Source organism: Caballeronia sordidicola (assembly GCF_002220365.1).
Lineage (GTDB): Bacteria > Pseudomonadota > Gammaproteobacteria > Burkholderiales > Burkholderiaceae > Caballeronia > Caballeronia sordidicola_C.
In genome coordinates this window covers 1-14625 of record NZ_MTHB01000206.1, presented here as the reverse complement: position 1 = coordinate 14625, position 14625 = coordinate 1, and the positions used below count along the sequence as shown (strand labels likewise).

13 protein-coding genes are annotated in these 14625 nt (G+C 61.1%); 10 read left to right on the top strand and 3 right to left on the bottom strand.

Features of this window, described 5'->3' with window-relative positions; genetic code table 11:
* Positions 1-39: 39 nt before the first annotated feature.
* Positions 40-606: an ankyrin repeat domain-containing protein gene (locus BSU04_RS29010; RefSeq protein ID WP_089163762.1), complete on the bottom strand. Its 567-nt coding sequence runs from the start codon at positions 604-606 to the stop codon at positions 40-42.
* A gap of 630 nt (positions 607-1236) precedes the next feature.
* On the opposite strand from BSU04_RS29010, the gene BSU04_RS29005 reads away from it, so the two are divergent.
* From BSU04_RS29005 to BSU04_RS28980, 6 genes are all read left to right on the top strand, one after another.
* Complete coding sequence (locus BSU04_RS29005) at positions 1237-1839, top strand: DUF938 domain-containing protein (protein WP_089163855.1); 603 nt, start codon at positions 1237-1239, stop codon at positions 1837-1839.
* 410 nt (positions 1840-2249) lie between these two features.
* The gene (locus BSU04_RS29000) at positions 2250-3389 is read left to right on the top strand and encodes an aromatic ring-hydroxylating oxygenase subunit alpha (RefSeq protein WP_089163761.1); all 1140 of its coding nucleotides are present in this window, start codon (positions 2250-2252) and stop codon (positions 3387-3389) included.
* A gap of 139 nt (positions 3390-3528) precedes the next feature.
* Complete coding sequence (locus tag BSU04_RS28995) at positions 3529-3792, top strand: hypothetical protein (RefSeq protein ID WP_089163760.1); 264 nt, start codon at positions 3529-3531, stop codon at positions 3790-3792.
* A 614-nt stretch (positions 3793-4406) separates the two neighbouring features.
* Positions 4407-4688 (top strand): hypothetical protein, encoded by a 282-nt coding sequence (locus tag BSU04_RS28990; protein WP_144021383.1) that lies wholly within the window; start codon positions 4407-4409, stop codon positions 4686-4688.
* On the top strand, positions 4685-5005 hold the full coding sequence (locus tag BSU04_RS28985) for a hypothetical protein (protein WP_256983371.1): 321 nt from the start codon (positions 4685-4687) through the stop codon (positions 5003-5005). Before BSU04_RS28990 ends, BSU04_RS28985 begins: the two co-directional genes overlap by 4 nt.
* Positions 5006-5010: 5 nt before the next feature.
* Positions 5011-6594 (top strand): PepSY-associated TM helix domain-containing protein, encoded by a 1584-nt coding sequence (locus BSU04_RS28980; protein WP_089163757.1) that lies wholly within the window; start codon positions 5011-5013, stop codon positions 6592-6594.
* A gap of 179 nt (positions 6595-6773) precedes the next feature.
* On the opposite strand, the gene BSU04_RS28975 is transcribed toward BSU04_RS28980, so the two are convergent.
* Entirely contained in the window at positions 6774-8981 is a 2208-nt protein-coding gene (locus BSU04_RS28975; protein ID WP_089163756.1) for a TonB-dependent receptor, read from the bottom strand.
* 335 nt (positions 8982-9316) lie between these two features.
* The gene (locus tag BSU04_RS28970; RefSeq protein WP_089163755.1) at positions 9317-10009 is read right to left on the bottom strand and encodes a FadR/GntR family transcriptional regulator; all 693 of its coding nucleotides are present in this window, start codon (positions 10007-10009) and stop codon (positions 9317-9319) included.
* A 275-nt stretch (positions 10010-10284) separates the two neighbouring features.
* On the opposite strand from BSU04_RS28970, the gene BSU04_RS28965 reads away from it, so the two are divergent.
* The 4 genes from BSU04_RS28965 to BSU04_RS28950 form a co-directional block, all read left to right on the top strand.
* On the top strand, positions 10285-11850 hold the full coding sequence (locus BSU04_RS28965) for a sugar ABC transporter ATP-binding protein (RefSeq protein WP_373452885.1): 1566 nt from the start codon (positions 10285-10287) through the stop codon (positions 11848-11850).
* The gene (locus tag BSU04_RS28960) at positions 11843-12871 is read left to right on the top strand and encodes an ABC transporter permease (protein WP_089163754.1); all 1029 of its coding nucleotides are present in this window, start codon (positions 11843-11845) and stop codon (positions 12869-12871) included. Before BSU04_RS28965 ends, BSU04_RS28960 begins: the two co-directional genes overlap by 8 nt.
* A 113-nt stretch (positions 12872-12984) precedes the next feature.
* Positions 12985-13929, top strand: a complete 945-nt coding sequence (locus BSU04_RS28955) for an ABC transporter substrate-binding protein (protein ID WP_089163753.1) — start codon at positions 12985-12987, stop codon at positions 13927-13929.
* 243 nt (positions 13930-14172) lie between these two features.
* The coding region (locus tag BSU04_RS28950; protein ID WP_089163853.1) for a YceI family protein at positions 14173-14625 on the top strand (453 nt) is incomplete at its 3' end.

Below are 14625 nucleotides of genomic sequence, written 5' to 3'. Positions count from 1 at the left end.
GGCGCGCGAAGCGGCTGCGCCCGTTTCGTCCGGCTTCGCTCAAACGCCCGGCGGACGCGACTTCGCCTCGGTCGCCTGCGCGAGCCGCGCGGCGGTGTCGGGGGCGCCCATCTTCGCTGCGGCGTCGCGTGCAGTGAAACCGTTCGCGTCCTTAGCATCGGGGTTCGCGCCTTTCTCGATCAGGAACTCGACCATCTCCATGCGATTGAACATGGCCGCGATCATCAACGCGGTGCGTCCGTCCGGCGATGCCCCTTCCACGTCCGCGCCGTGCTCCAGCAATACTTCGATGACCGGCTTGTAACCCTTGAATGCCGCGCCTGCAATCGGAGTCTGGCCGTTGTCGTTGCGCAGGTTCGGATCCGCCTTGTGTTCCAGCAGCACGCGCACCGCATCGGCATGGCCGTGATAGCTGGCCAGCATGACGAGCGTGTCGCCCTTGTCATTTCGCAGGTTCGGCGGCAAGCCTTTGTGCAGCAAGGTGTCGAGCATGGCGGCGTCGCCGCGGCGGGCTACGTCGAAGACCTCGCTCGCGAAATCGATGAGTTCGTCGCTCAAGGGTTCCAGGCTTTGACCGGGCTTGCCGGCGGGTGAATCGGGTTGCATGGGAGGCTCCATTAGGATTGCATGGACGGGTGCGGCGCGGCCGCTGTTCGATGCCGGGGTAGCGGGCGGGCGCCGGGTCGGGCGATGTTCGGTGTACCGCCTGTAACGTTCGATCAGCGTCCGATTGGCGTTCGGCGTCACGCGGTGTCGTCCAACTGCATACGGCGGCGGTCCAGTGGTTGTCCGTGGTTGCTGCGGTTTCTATCAGTGCGTCAGGATACACAGGTTTGGCGGCAGGCCGCACCGGGATAGCAGGAATCGCGCCTTGTCCAGGGGACGGAGCACCTGTCCTGACAGCGTGTTCGGAGCGTCATTCTAAAGGGTGCGTCTCCATCGGTCGTTGTTCTTCAAAGTCGCTGAATGTGACTGATCAGTTCGACCGGCGGTTTATCAGCATCAGCAGCGGCATCAGCAGCGGCGTTGTTCGCTCCTCATGACGATCTCGTGGCTGTTTTTTCCGCTGTTCATCGGCAGGTCGTGCAGCTGCCCGCCATTGGCATTTTGCTCGTGTTCGCCAGCAAGGCTATCGGCGCCTCTTTGCTTGACCTGTGCCTATCGCGCGCTTACGCTCGCCGGCACTTCATCTGGAAATGCACCGTGAGCCCCCACAACGCCGATAACCCCGACCCTCTGCGCCGCGTGGCGCCCGCCGCCGAACGTAATCGTGGACCTATTCTCGATGTGCTGAGCCGTGTCTTGCCCAAGGCCGGCGTGGTCCTCGAAATCGCGAGCGGAACGGGACAGCATGCTGTCCACTTCGCCGCAGCGTTGCCCACCGTCACCTGGCAACCGAGCGATCCTGACGTGGCTTCCCGCGCCTCTATCGACGCCTGGCGCAAGCACGCTTCACTCGCCAACCTCAACGCGCCGATTGCCCTGGACGTCCGGTCGGCTCCCTGGCCCGTCCCGGATTCCCTTGCGGCAATTGTCTGCATCAACATGATCCATATTGCGCCGTGGGCGGCGGCCGTTGCGCTTTTCCAGGGAGCCGGCGAGCGCCTGACGGACGACGGGGTGCTCTTTTTGTACGGACCTTACAAGCGCGACGGGGCGCATACCGCCCCGAGCAACGAAGCCTTCGACGAGCAGCTTCGCGCCACCAATCCGGCCTGGGGCATCCGGAATATGGAAGACGTTGTGCAACTCGGGCGCGCGGCAGACCTGTGGATGGAAGAGGCCGTGCCCATGCCCGCGAACAACTTCTGCCTGATATTCAGGCGCACGGGCATCTGACGAATCTGACGGATTGGGCGTGACGGATTGGGCGTCTCGCAACCGGATTGAGGCATTAAGGCAGGCGGATCCAACGCAGGGCGGTTGGATCGGGGACACGCCCGACTCGTTCCGTATCGGCTGGATCCGAGAGTGCAGGGCACCGTAGGCATGGCGCAAAAGGCGTCGTAAGAATGTTGCCCGGCACAGCGGCGAAGTGCCGCAAAAAAAACCTGCCGCAGCGCCTGCGCACGCCCATCCAGCCCGCTTCCGATGTCTGCCGCCACCCCTCGTTGCGCCTCAATTGTCCTCTGGCGTGTAGACTGCGTTAAGCCTTTGGTTGCAACGTCTCCTCAAAGCATTTTTTTCGTCTTTTTTTTCGTCCTTTTTCGTCCGTTTCTAGCCGATTTCCTCAAACGGAGGCATCGTACATGCATGTAGCGCTGCAGCAGGACGTCGCTCCGAGCGAACTTCCGTCCCAACAGTCTCAACCGGCGCCGCGCGATCTGCGCCGTGTCGATATTCACCCCGATCACTGGTATCCGGTCGCCTGGTCGCGGGAAGTAAAACGTGGCAAGGCGCATGGCGTTCGTTTCGCCGGCGACCCCGTCGTGCTCGTACGTACGGAAAGCGGCAAGGCGTTCGCGCTGGAAGACCGCTGCGCGCATCGCCAGGTGCCGCTGCATGCGGGCGTGGTCGACGGCGAATCCATTCGCTGTTGCTATCACGGCTGGACCTACGACTGCACCGGCCGTTGTATCGACGTCCCGTATCTCGGGCGCGAACGCCTGCCGAACGGCGTGCGCTCGTATCCGTGCCGGGAAGAAGCCGGCCTGATCTTCATTTTCCCCGGTGACCCGCTGCTCGCCGAGACCACGCCGTTTCCCGCGCTGGGTTCTGTCGGTGACAAAGCCTACAAAACCCGCCGCTTCGGCCGCGAAGTGAAGTGCCATTACAGCTTCATGCACGAGAACCTGATGGACATGAATCATCAGTTCCTGCATCGCAAGCAGATGGGCCAGATGAAGGCGCGTTCAGTCGGGCGCAGCCGTGGCGAGGACTGGGTGGAAGTGAACTACACGTTCGCGCGCGAGGAGGGCAAGCAGCCGATCGGCGAGGCGCTGGTGTTCAGTCAGAAGCGCGGCACGAAGCCTGACGACAACAACAAGGACGTCATGACGATCCGAACGGAGTATCCGTACCAGACGCTCAGGATCCGCACCAAGGACCAGACGATGGTGATGGACCTGTGGATCGCATACGTGCCGCTCGACGCCGAGCAGCGCACCAACCGCACGTTCGGCCTGCTGTCCATCCGCCGGCCGAAAATCCCGGGCATCCTGGATGCGGCGTGGCCGTTGCTGGTGTGGTTCACCGAGCGTATCTTCAAGGAAGACCGGTGGATCGTGGAGCGCGAGCAGGAAGCGCATGACCGGCAAGGCGCCGATCATAACCATGAGGTGTTCCCGGTCATCCTCGAACTGCGCTCGCTGCTGACTGAATGCGGCGCGCCGGTTCGAGAACCCGCGACGGAGCGTCGTGTGCATATGATCCAGCCGATTAGTGACTAGTCCCGGACTCATCCCCGGCTACTCCCGGCTACTCCCGGCTACTCCCGGCTGACGCGTGCACACGGCAAGATGCCGCAGTACCAACGTCTTAATCAAGACGTCGCAGTCATGAAGTATTAACCAGAAGAGGTCGACCATCATGGAACCCAACTCCACAGAGAACCCGGTCAAGCCGGCGGCGAACGCGCCCCCGGAGCAGGACCACTTCGATGCCGCCATCAGCCACGTCGATCAGTCCTATGCGTCGGGTGTCATGGCTGCAGGTGCGGCCAAGGGCATTCTCTATAGCGTGATCGAGACGCTGGGCACGCTTGTCGGCGATCCGGATTTGCCGGAGCATGCGCGCTCCGGTTATCAGGCGTTGCGGGTGAGCGCTCAAGAACTGCGCTCGAAGATCGATTAAGCATTTTCGCTTTGTTTTCGTTCTTTGTTTCGTTTTAACCCCGAGTCGCGCAGCAAGGCCCGGTGACGCATTTTTATGTCCCCAACATTCCCAAATTGCGACGGCTCGGGCAATAATGTTAGGTCAACCACGGAGCACATCATGAGCAAGAGCCAGGACGCGAAGAAAACCGAGAAGAAGGTCGCTGTCAAATCGCCGAAAGAAAAGAAAGAGGCGAAGAAAGTGAAGAAGGAGGCGTCCAAGCGGCAGTAATGCAGTAACGGCAGTGATGGTTTGGAAGTGATGGGTTTGGAAGTGATGCGAGAACTGCAGACGGGCGCGTTCAAACGTCCGCCGGGTTGATGTTTATCCCGCTTCCACTTCCAGACTCCCAGCTTCCCGCAGTATGTTTTGGTCATTCGCGGCCCGCTTTTAGCGGGCCGTTTGCATGGCGCAAGGCCCGTGATTACGTAGGCAAGTTGATCGTCCCGCTGAGGCGGCGAACAGGCCATGAAAGACGCCAATGCCCCGCGTATCGCCAACTTCTGTATGATAATGATTCTCAATAACCAGGCTCGGTCCATTTTCCCGGATTGAGACGGCACATCTGCTCCCGCTCCATGCAAGACTTTTCCATGCCGGGATCCGTATTGTTCGCGATCTCCGGCGCACTCGCGTTTTATCTCGCCGCACCCGGCCAGCGCTGGCTGCGCTCCCCGTTGCCGCCGCGGCTTTTTAGAACGCTCGCGGCAATGCTAAGCATCCTGGCGTTTGTGATCGGTGCGAGCGGGCTGCATCCCGCCACCTCGCTTGCCATCGTGTTCACCGCAGCCATGGCGTGCTTGACCGCGTGTCCGTTTATTGGCGTGCTGCTTGAACGGGTCCGGATTGCTGGCGGTTCGCAGGTGACACGTTGACCTTGAAAACAGCGCGCACGGCGAGCGAGCGCAGCAGGCTATCGCGGAACTGGTTGTCGAAGACGCTGGCAGGGGTGATCGGCGGTTTCGGTCTCGGCATTGCAGCGAGTGGGCTGCTTGCCTGCCTGACGCCCGGCGCACTGGATGTGCAGAACAAGTTCCAGGTCGCGATGTGGCTCGTGCCGCCCGTGTGGATTGGGGTGATGAGCGCCAGTTTCATGTTCCGAACCGGCCTGCGCGCCTGGATCGGGCTGGGCGGCGCGAACGCGCTCGGTTTCGCGATGCTCGCGCTCGCCCGTCATTTTTTCATTCGATAACCCCCATGCGCAGCGACGTCATCCGCGTCTATAAGACGGTTCATACGTGGACCGGCATTGTTGCCGGCCTTGCGCTTTTTATCGCGTTCTACGCCGGCGCGGTGACCATGTTCAAGGACACACTGGACGAGTGGGTCACGCCGCCGTCCGCGCACGCCGAGGTTTTCCCGCTGGTTCGGGCACCTGCGGTTATGGAGCAGACCCTGGCCGCGCACCCGGCCGCGCGACGCCAGTTCACATTGCGGATCGAACCTGCGGGCGCGGCCAGTCTTTCGTGGCGCGAGCCCGGCAAGCCGCAGCGTTTCACCGCCACGCTCGATGCCGGCGGCAAGCTCGAAACGCATGCGCGGGACGCGTCAAACGCGGCAAGTTTCATCGACATCCTGCATATGACGGCCGGCATTCCAGGCGGTTTCGATGTCGGCATGGGCGTGATGGCCGTGGTGTCGCTGCTTTACGGGCTCGCGCTGGTGTCAGGTGTGATCGTGTTGCTGCCGAGCCTGATCAAGGATCTGTTTGCGTTGCGCGTGGGCAAGAACCTCAAGCGGATGTGGCTCGATGCACACAACGTCGTAGGCATTCTGAGCTTGCCGTTTCATGTGGTGATGGCGTTATCGGTTGTCGCGTTCGGCTTGAGCGACACCATCTTCTCAGTGCAGGATCGCGTGATCTACGGCGGCACGCTCAGCGCCACCGTGCAGGCGCAGAACCCGTATTACGCAAAGGCGCCAGAGGTGCCGGGTGGCTCCACGACCCTTGTTCCACCGCTTCAGATCGTGGCCTCGGTGAAGCAGCACGCGCCGGAATTCGAGCCGACGGAATTGATCTATCGCGCAGCGGGAGCACCGGGCGCGACGGTATTCGTTGGCGGCGATGATCCGCGTTATCTGGCGCGCAGTGGAGGATTTGCGCTGCTGGACCCGGTGACCGGGCGCTTTCTGAATGCTCAATTCCTGCCCGGTGCCGCCGATGGCAACGCTTGGTCCGCAGCCACCAGCGCGTTTTTCGCGTTGCACTTCGGCAGTTATGGCGGCGAGCCGATTCAATGGGGTTATTTCTTTCTCGGCCTGGCGGGCTCGTTCTTGTTCTATTCGGGCAATCTGCTTTGGATCGAGAGTCGCCGCAAGCTCGAACGGGGTGCCGATGCGCCCAGGCAACGGCCCGCGACCTACTTCATGGCGGCGCTGACTATTGGCGTGACGCTGGGTTGCGTGGCGGGTATTTCCGCGACGCTCGCAGCGGGGAAGGTGCTGAATGGCCGCGTGGCGGATTTGTCGGCATGGCACGCGCGGATTTATTACGTGGTGTTCCTGGCGAGTATTGCGTGGGCGTTTGTCCGAGGCGCAGCGCGAGGATCGGTTGAGCTTTTGGCGCTGACAACAGGCGCGACTTTGCTGGTGCCGCTGGCTTCAGCCGTCGGCTGGTTTTTCCCCTCCACGGGGTTGTGGTTCGAGCCTGCGGCGGCCGGAGTGGACGTGTGTGCGCTGATCGGTGCGGGATGCTTTGCCTGGATGCTGCGGGCAACCGCGAAGCGGGCCGCGACAGGCCGGCAGGATAGCGTATGGGGATATTCCGCTCGCGCCCGGTGATGGGAATTGTCGCGAGACACCGTAAGCTACGTCACGATGGCTCGCGCTTCGCCGCATACTTCGATGGCAGCCGGCCGTCCTTTCCCGTCACGGCCGGCAAGCCGTGCGTTCGATGAAACTAACGCATTGCCACCAGCCATGTCATGTCACCAAAAACCGCTTCGCTGCAGGCACCGTTCTCAAAAGTCCGTGGTCATCGAAACCAGCAACGTACGCGGTTTTCCCTGAGTCAGGTACGCGCCGGTCGTCGAGGCCCAATAAGCCTTGTTCGTTATGTTCTCGACGGTCGCGCGCAACGTTGTGACGTGCTTCAGGACGCTCGTCGTGTAGCGTGCGCCGAGATCGAAACGATCCCAGGCCGGAATCGACAGCTTGTTCTGCGCGTCGAGATACTGGTTGCTCGTGTGGATCCACGCAGCATTGACCGTGACGCCGGGCAGCATCGGAATATCGTATTCCGCGCCGACGTTGAACAGGTAGCCCGGCACGCCGACCGGGCGCAAGCCGTCGGTGGCGCCCTGGTTCGTATCGAGTTGCCTGGCGTTGATCATCGTCGCGCCTGCAAGCACGCGAACGCCGTGCAACGGCTCGCCATACACCGACAACTCGAGACCGCGGTGACGCTGCGTGCCGTTGGTCCCGAACACGTTGGTCGTGCTGTCAGTGTAGGCGGACGGCTGCTCGATCTGGAACGCCGACAACGTCGCGCCGAAGTGATTCGAATCGTATTTCGCGCCCACCTCGTATTGCTTCGTGCGGCTCGGCGCAAGTGTCTGGCCCACGTTGGCGGCGCTTGAAGGCGCACTCTGTCCGGCGGCCAGCGACTCGCTGCGGTTCGCAAACAGCGCGATATTGTTCGTCGGCTTCACGACGAGGCCGAAGATGGGGGTCGTGATCGACTGGTCGTACGAAGACGAGATGGTGTCGGTGCCGACCGTGAAGTTGTTCTGGTGCAACTGCTGATGGCGGGCGCCGATCGTGAACAGGACGCGATCGTTCAGGAAACCGAGCGTGTCGGAGAGGGCCACGCTGCGCGTCAGGATCTGGTCGGCAAGACCCGGATCGGCGAAACTTCCTGCGATAAAACCATTTGCCGCAGGTTCGGGCACGAGGCCCCCTCCGTAGAGGCTCGTCGGGAATGAGCCGCTGAACGCGAACGCTTCACGATCCTCGAGCGTCGTGATCGCGAAACCCGCGCTGACCAAATGGCTGACCGGCCCGGTGGAAAAGTGCCCCCGTACGCCGCCTTCGGCAGACAACGCATCGGTGGTGCGCAAGATGTCGCCGCGCGTCGCGGTTGTGCCGGTATCAGCGTTGAAGGTTGGCGACGAGTACGTGCCGTCCTCATGCGAACGATGGATGCCGCCGCTTACATATGCCGTCCACGCGGGCGCGAAGTCGTATTCGGCCCGCGCAATACCGACGGTGTCTTCGAGCGTGCTTTGCGTCCAGGGTTGAGCGAAGTTGTTCGCGGCCGACGGAACGGTTGGCACCTGATCGCCGCTCACGGAAACCGTCGAACGCCCTTGATCGATATTTCTGCGCTGATAAAGGAAATCGCCGTACAAACGCACCTTGTCGCCGCGATAGTCAAGCGAGACAGCCGTTGAGGTGTTGTGGCGGAATTCATCGTTGATGCTCGTTTCGCCGCCGAGGATCGAGCTGTTCACACGGATGCCGAACTGTCCGTCGCTGCCGAAGCGCCGGCCGACGTCGACGTGCGTTCCTAGTTGGCCGGAACCGCTGCCCTCAAGCGTCACACGCGTGAGCGGTTTGTCGTCCGCGCGTTTCAGTTCCAGATTGATGCCGCCGCCCACCGCGGAACCGGTCGGCGACGCGCCGTTCAGAAAAGCGTTGGCGCCTTTGAATACATCCACCCGTTCCAGCACTTCGGTTGCCACCAGTTGGCGCGGCGTAATTCCGTACAGCCCATTCAACGAGATGTCATCCCCGGTCAGTTGAAAGCCGCGAATGACGAAAACTTCCGAGAAGTTGCCAAAGCCGAAAGCCGGACGAACGCCGGGATCGTGGGACAAGAGTTCGCCGACCGAATGCGCCTGTTGATCTTCGATCGCCTTCGACGTGTAGCTCGTCATGCTGAACGGCACGTCGATCATTTCCTGATTGCCGAGCACTCCGAACTTTGCACCTCGAGCGATCTGGCCGCCGTCATAGGCGCGGGCGAAATCGCCCGGCAGAGGTTCCTTGGCTGCCTGAACCTTCACCGCGGGCAATACGTTGTCCGTTGCCTCGGGCGAAGCGGTCTGCGCCCGGGCGGTGGACGTTACGCCGATTGTCATGGTCAGGGGGAGGGCCGCGTAAAGGAATGCGAGGCGAACGGCGTTGGATAACGGTCGGACGCACGATGAACCGGTAAAAGTAGACATGGCGATCAGGTAGTTGGCACGCGAAACGGTTACGAAGTGAGTGCGAGCAGGTCAGAGCTGACAAAGGCAGCGGACTGACGGGAATCGCGCGCCCGTGTCGCCATCGGGCAAGCGAGCGCGACAACAGCGATGTTTTGGTCTCGTAGCCGATGGACAAATTACAGGGAGCTAAGAACTAGCTGACAAATTATACATGAATGCGAATCGTTATCATTCGTAGTTTCAATGATGATAATGATGCACTGTGAGCGTGGAGGGGTGCTGAGAAAGGCCGGGGGGTAACTGCTGCGCGATGCGGTTGAATGGCGTGTGCAAATGTGCGTCGGATTGGACCCTTAAACGCCGCCCACCCACCGTTCTTCCGACGCTTTCAAATGCGACCGCATCGCGGCCTGCGAGGCGATCGGGTCACGGGATTCGAGCGTCCTCAAGATCCGCTCGTGCTCGGAAAGCGCGACGCCCCATGTCGTGATGTTTTCCGCGAGTCCGCTTACCTTGGCGGCGATCGGGTCGTTACGGCCATCGAACAGCTCGCCTACCAGCCGGGTCAGCACCGAATTCCCCGCAATTTCAGCCAGCGTCATATGAAATTGCCGGTCAGGTTCCAGCGGCGAGCGTCCTGCCGCGATCAGTTCGCGCATGGTGTCCACGCTCTTTTGCAGACGCGCCGTGCCGTCCGGCGTCAGCCGCGTGCAAGCCAGCACAATCACGCATCCTTCAATTGCCGCACGCGCCTGCATCAATTCGGTAGGGCTCTCGCCCATGGAGGTCAACGGCGGTTCCTCCGTGCTGCCTTCACAGACATACACGCCCGAGCCCATCCGGATCTCGACCTGGCCGCGAATTTCCAATGCGATCAACGCCTCCCGTAACGATGGCCGTGACACGCCCAACTGTTGCGCAAGCTCGCGTTCCGGCGGCAGGCGCGTACCTGCCTGGAAGCTGCCGAGGCGGATCAGCGAATTGATCTGGTCGGCGATGGTTTGATACAGCCGTCGCGTTTCAACCGGTTTTACAGATGTCGTCATGAGAGTCGGGCAGGGATCGAAGTGTAAGGTGGCTTGACCAATTCCTGTCAGGATCGCTTGACCGGCATGCTGATGAATATAAGGGTAAATACCGCGATTCCAGAGTGGGCCTAACCCCATTATCATTCACAACAGGTAAGGCCACGTGGTGAAACACAAAAATTGGCTTGACCACTTTGGTGCCTGAACGATGATCGGCGCCACCCCAGAATCAGAGACCCCGCCGAGGAGACAAAGCCGGTGCAAATGCTCATACGAGTCGACGAGGCCCAGCGATGAACGTAGCAGCCGAACAAGGCGCGCCGCATAGCGCGCCACATGCGGCACGGCACGCCATGCCGGACGAGCCCTTGCTGCGCCTGAACAGCGTCGGCAAGCGTTTTCCTGGCGTGATCGCGCTGCAGAACGTCAGTTTCGACGTCCGCGCGGGCGAAGTGCACGCCATTTGCGGTGAAAACGGCGCGGGCAAGTCGACGCTCATGAAGATCGTCAGCGGCCAATATCGGCCGGACGAAGGCGAGATCTACATCGACGGCCGCGAGCACCATTTCGCCTCCACGCTAGAGGCGCAGGCGGCCGGCATTGCGATCATTCATCAGGAACTGAACCTGATCCCGCACTTGTCCATCGCGGAAAATATCTTCCTGGCGCGCGAGCCGAAGCGCGGCATTTTCATCGACCTGGCGCGTCTTGCTGCCGACTCCCAGGCCGCGCTCGATCGCATCGGCTTGCAGCTCTTGCCGCGTACGCTGGTCGGATCGCTGTCGGTCGCGCAGCAGCAGATGATCGAGATCGCCAAGGCGTTGTCGCTCAACGCGCGCCTCTTGATCATGGATGAACCCACGTCGTCGCTGACTGAATCCGAGACCGTGCATTTGTTCCGGATCATCAAGGAATTGCGCCAGGCGGGCGTGGGCATTGTCTATATCTCGCATCGGCTGGACGAGCTGGCTGAGATCGCCGATCGCGTCACCGTGCTGCGCGACGGCAGGACCATTTCCACCGATGACTTCGCCGCCACCACCATCGAGCAAGTGGTCTCGCATATGGTCGGCCGCGATCTGGACGATGTCTTTCCCGAACGCAAATCGCAGCCGACGGATGAAGTGCTGCTGAGCGTGAGCGGCCTGAGTCGCCGCGATGTGTTCGGACCGGTGAGCTTTGAATTGCGTCGCGGCGAAATCCTGGGGTTTGCCGGGCTGATGGGCTCGGGGCGCACTGAAGTAGCGCGCGCGGTGTTCGGCGCCGATCCGGTGGAGGCGGGCGAAGTCCAGTTGCAGGGCAAGCGCCTCTCGATCCATTCGCCCATCGACGCGATCCGCAATGGCATTGCGTACCTCTCGGAGGATCGCAAGGGCAATGGTCTCGCGCTGCAAATGACGGTCGCGAAGAACATCACGCTTGCGAACGTGGATGCTGTGTCGGGAGCGGGTGGTTTTATCCGCTTCGAAGAGGAGGCGAAGGTCGCGCGCAAATATGTCGATGCGCTGGGCATTCGTACGCCGAGCGTGAACCAGATCACGCGTAATCTCTCGGGCGGTAATCAGCAAAAAGTCGTGATCAGCAAATGGCTGTTCCGCGAATCGAAGATTTTGTTCTTCGATGAACCCACGCGCGGCATCGACGTCGGCGCGAAATACGCGATCTATGAACTCATGGACCGGCTCGCGGCGCAGGGTATCGGCGTTGTATTGATCAGCTCGGAATTGCCCGAAATCATGGGCATGACGGACCGCGTGGCCGTGTTTCATGAAGGCCAGATAGCGGGCGTGCTCGAAACCCGCAAAACCAATCAGGAAGAAATCATGCACTACGCATCAGGACGGGTTCCCCATGCTTGAGATGACTACAGACCCGGCGCACGCCGACCGTGCCCGCGCCCGTGAACGCCGCAAGGACCTGATCCAGAAGTTCGCGGCACTGGGAAGCCTGGTGATGCTCGTGGTCGTGTTCTCGGCGACCAGCAATGCGTTCATGTCGCTTGGCAACGGCATGACCGTGGCGTTGCAGGTGACGTCCATCGCTTATCTCGGACTTGGCGCAACGTGCGTGATCATCACCGGGGGTATCGACTTGTCGGTCGGGTCGGTGCTCGCGCTGTCAGGGGTAGCGGCCGCGATGCTCGTGAAAGCCGGCGTGCCCGTGCCTATCGGCATGCTCGGCGGCGTGGTCGTGGGCGCGATCTGCGGTGCGTTCAACGGCCTGTTCGTCACGCGCATGGGCTTGCCGCCATTCATCGCAACGTTGGGCATGATGCTCGTCGCGCGCGGCGTGGCGTTGCAGATTACCGGTGCGCGGCCAGTCTCGGGACTCGGCGATTCTTTCGCCGAACTCGGCAACGGCTCGCTCTTTCGCGTGGTCCGCATGGGCTCGGACGGGTTTCCCGACATCGTGTTTCCGGGCATTCCGTATCCCGTGATCATCATGGTCGTGCTGGCGGTGCTGGTCGCCATCATGCTCAGCCGCACGTCACTCGGGCGGCACATTTACGCCGTCGGATCGAATGCGGAAGCGGCGCGCTTGTCCGGCGTGAACGTGAATCGCGTGAAGCTGTTCACCTATGTGCTGTCCGGTGCGCTTGCGGGCCTGACCGGCTGCGTGCTGATGTCGCGACTGGTGACGGCGCAGCCGAACGAAGGCGTGATGTATGAACTCGATGCCATCGCGAGCGCGGTGATTGGCGGCACGTCGCTGATGGGCGGCGTCGGCACGATCTCCGGCACGGCGATTGGCGCGTTCGTGATCGGCATTTTGCGCAACGGGCTGAACATGAACGGAGTATCGAGTTTCATCCAGCAGATCATCATCGGCCTGGTTATCTTGGGCACGGTGTGGATTGATCAGATCCGGAACCGGAGATGAGTGTCATCGAACGCGCCTCGGGCGTTCGCGATGTAGAAGAGATGATGTAGAAGAGATGATGTAGAAGAGAGCAAGGGTCCCACGGGGTCTCACAAAATCAACAGGAGCGAGACATGAAACTGACTACTAAGGCGATGTTCACCGCTGTGCTTGCCGTCGCTGCGAGCAGCGCGTTTGCGGCGGGTGGCGAGATTGCCGTGATTGTTAAGAGTGCCGATTCGAACTACTGGCAGAACGTCAACAAGGGCGCGACCGCGGCCATGGCCGCGGAGAAGGGTTACACGATGACCTTCCAGGGCCCGGCTGCCGAATCCGACATAGCCGCCGAAGTGAACATGGTCGAGAACGCGGTGAACCGGAAGGTCGCGGGGATCGTGCTGGCGGCATCAGACCCGGACGCGCTGGTGCCGGCTGTGAAGAAGGCGTGGGAAGCGCATATTCCGGTGGTGATCATTGATTCGGCCCTTTCGGATTCGGGCAAGCAGTATTACCAGGCTTTCCTGTCCACCGACAACGAAAAGGCCGGCGAGATGTGCGCCCAGGCGTTGATCGCGCGGGTGGGGCAGACGGGCAAGATTGCGTTGATGTCCTATGTGGCCGGCGCGGGGTCCGAGGTGGGTCGTGTGGGCGGATTCCGCAAGTATCTGGCCGCCCATTCGAAGTTGCAGGTGGTCGGCCCGTACTACTCGCAGTCGCAAATGGCGAACGCGCTGAATCAGACGACCGACGTGCTCGCCGCCAATCCGGATCTGAAGGGGATTTTTGGCGCGAACGAGCCGACGGCCGTAGGGATGGGCCGCGCGCTGGCCCAGTCGGGCAAGGCAGGCAAGGTGATCGCGGTTGGATTTGACGGCAACTCGGATTTGCAGAACTTCGTGAAGGACGGAACGATCCAGGCGATAGCCGTGCAAGGCTCATATCAGATGGGCTTCAAGGGCATTCAGACGGTGGTGGGTGTGATTGAGAAGAAGGCGCCACCGAAGTTTGTCGATACGGGCGTGGTCATGGTCGACAAAGACAATATTGATCAGCCGGTGGCGAAGAACGTGTTGTATTGAGCGTTGCCCCCTTGATCCGGGGCTAGGTAGGTTGCGCAGTGCGAAGGGATTGCTGCTTGATCCTTTTGTGCTGCGCTTTTTTTGTGGCCTTTTACTGGTTTCGTTTTACCGGCAGCTTACTGAGTTTCTGTTGTCAGTTTCTCCATTACCTTCACCGGTAGGACAATCTGTTCCCGTTGCGTGGCTATCCGCCGCATATCTGCTCGAATACCATGCCGTATCGATTACGCTCCTAAGCCTGATATGCAAACACCCCTGTACCGATGGTTATTGGCCGCTTCCGCTGCCACTGCTCTATTCACTAGCGCCGCTCAAGCCCAGGTCGACACGACCAAAAGCACGGTGACGGCGACATCGAAGCAAATGAACGTGCCGGTTGAAGGCAAGTTCAAGAAGTTCACCGCGCAACTCGACTTCGATCCGGCCAAGCCGGCTGCGGGCAGCGCGAATCTCACCATCGATACGGGCAGCTACGATCTCGGCGATGACAGCTACAACAAGCAAGCGACCGACAAGGACTGGTTCGATACCGCCCATTTCCCGACGGCTACGTTTACCTCGACGGCGATTGCGCCGGCCGGCGGCACGAAGTTCAACGTGAGCGGCAAGTTGACCATCAAAGGCAAGTCGCAGAACGTGACCGTGCCGGTCACCGTCACGAGCCAGGGCGCGACGCAAACTTTCGATGGTTCATTG

Bases quoted from the DNA above. Each gene is read 5' to 3' on its own strand.
- BSU04_RS28955 (WP_089163753.1), top strand. From the start codon at position 12,985: ATGAAACTGACTACTAAGGCGATGTTCACCGCTGTGCTTGCCGTCGCT.
- BSU04_RS28975 (WP_089163756.1), bottom strand. From the start codon at position 8,981: ATGTCTACTTTTACCGGTTCATCGTGCGTCCGACCGTTATCCAACGCC.
- BSU04_RS28960 (WP_089163754.1), top strand. From the start codon at position 11,843: ATGCTTGAGATGACTACAGACCCGGCGCACGCCGACCGTGCCCGCGCC.
- BSU04_RS29000 (WP_089163761.1), top strand. From the start codon at position 2,250: ATGCATGTAGCGCTGCAGCAGGACGTCGCTCCGAGCGAACTTCCGTCC.
- BSU04_RS28995 (WP_089163760.1), top strand. From the start codon at position 3,529: ATGGAACCCAACTCCACAGAGAACCCGGTCAAGCCGGCGGCGAACGCG.
- BSU04_RS29010 (WP_089163762.1), bottom strand. From the start codon at position 606: ATGCAACCCGATTCACCCGCCGGCAAGCCCGGTCAAAGCCTGGAACCC.
- BSU04_RS28965 (WP_373452885.1), top strand. From the start codon at position 10,285: ATGAACGTAGCAGCCGAACAAGGCGCGCCGCATAGCGCGCCACATGCG.
- BSU04_RS28990 (WP_144021383.1), top strand. From the start codon at position 4,407: ATGCCGGGATCCGTATTGTTCGCGATCTCCGGCGCACTCGCGTTTTAT.
- BSU04_RS28980 (WP_089163757.1), top strand. From the start codon at position 5,011: ATGCGCAGCGACGTCATCCGCGTCTATAAGACGGTTCATACGTGGACC.
- BSU04_RS28970 (WP_089163755.1), bottom strand. From the start codon at position 10,009: ATGACGACATCTGTAAAACCGGTTGAAACGCGACGGCTGTATCAAACC.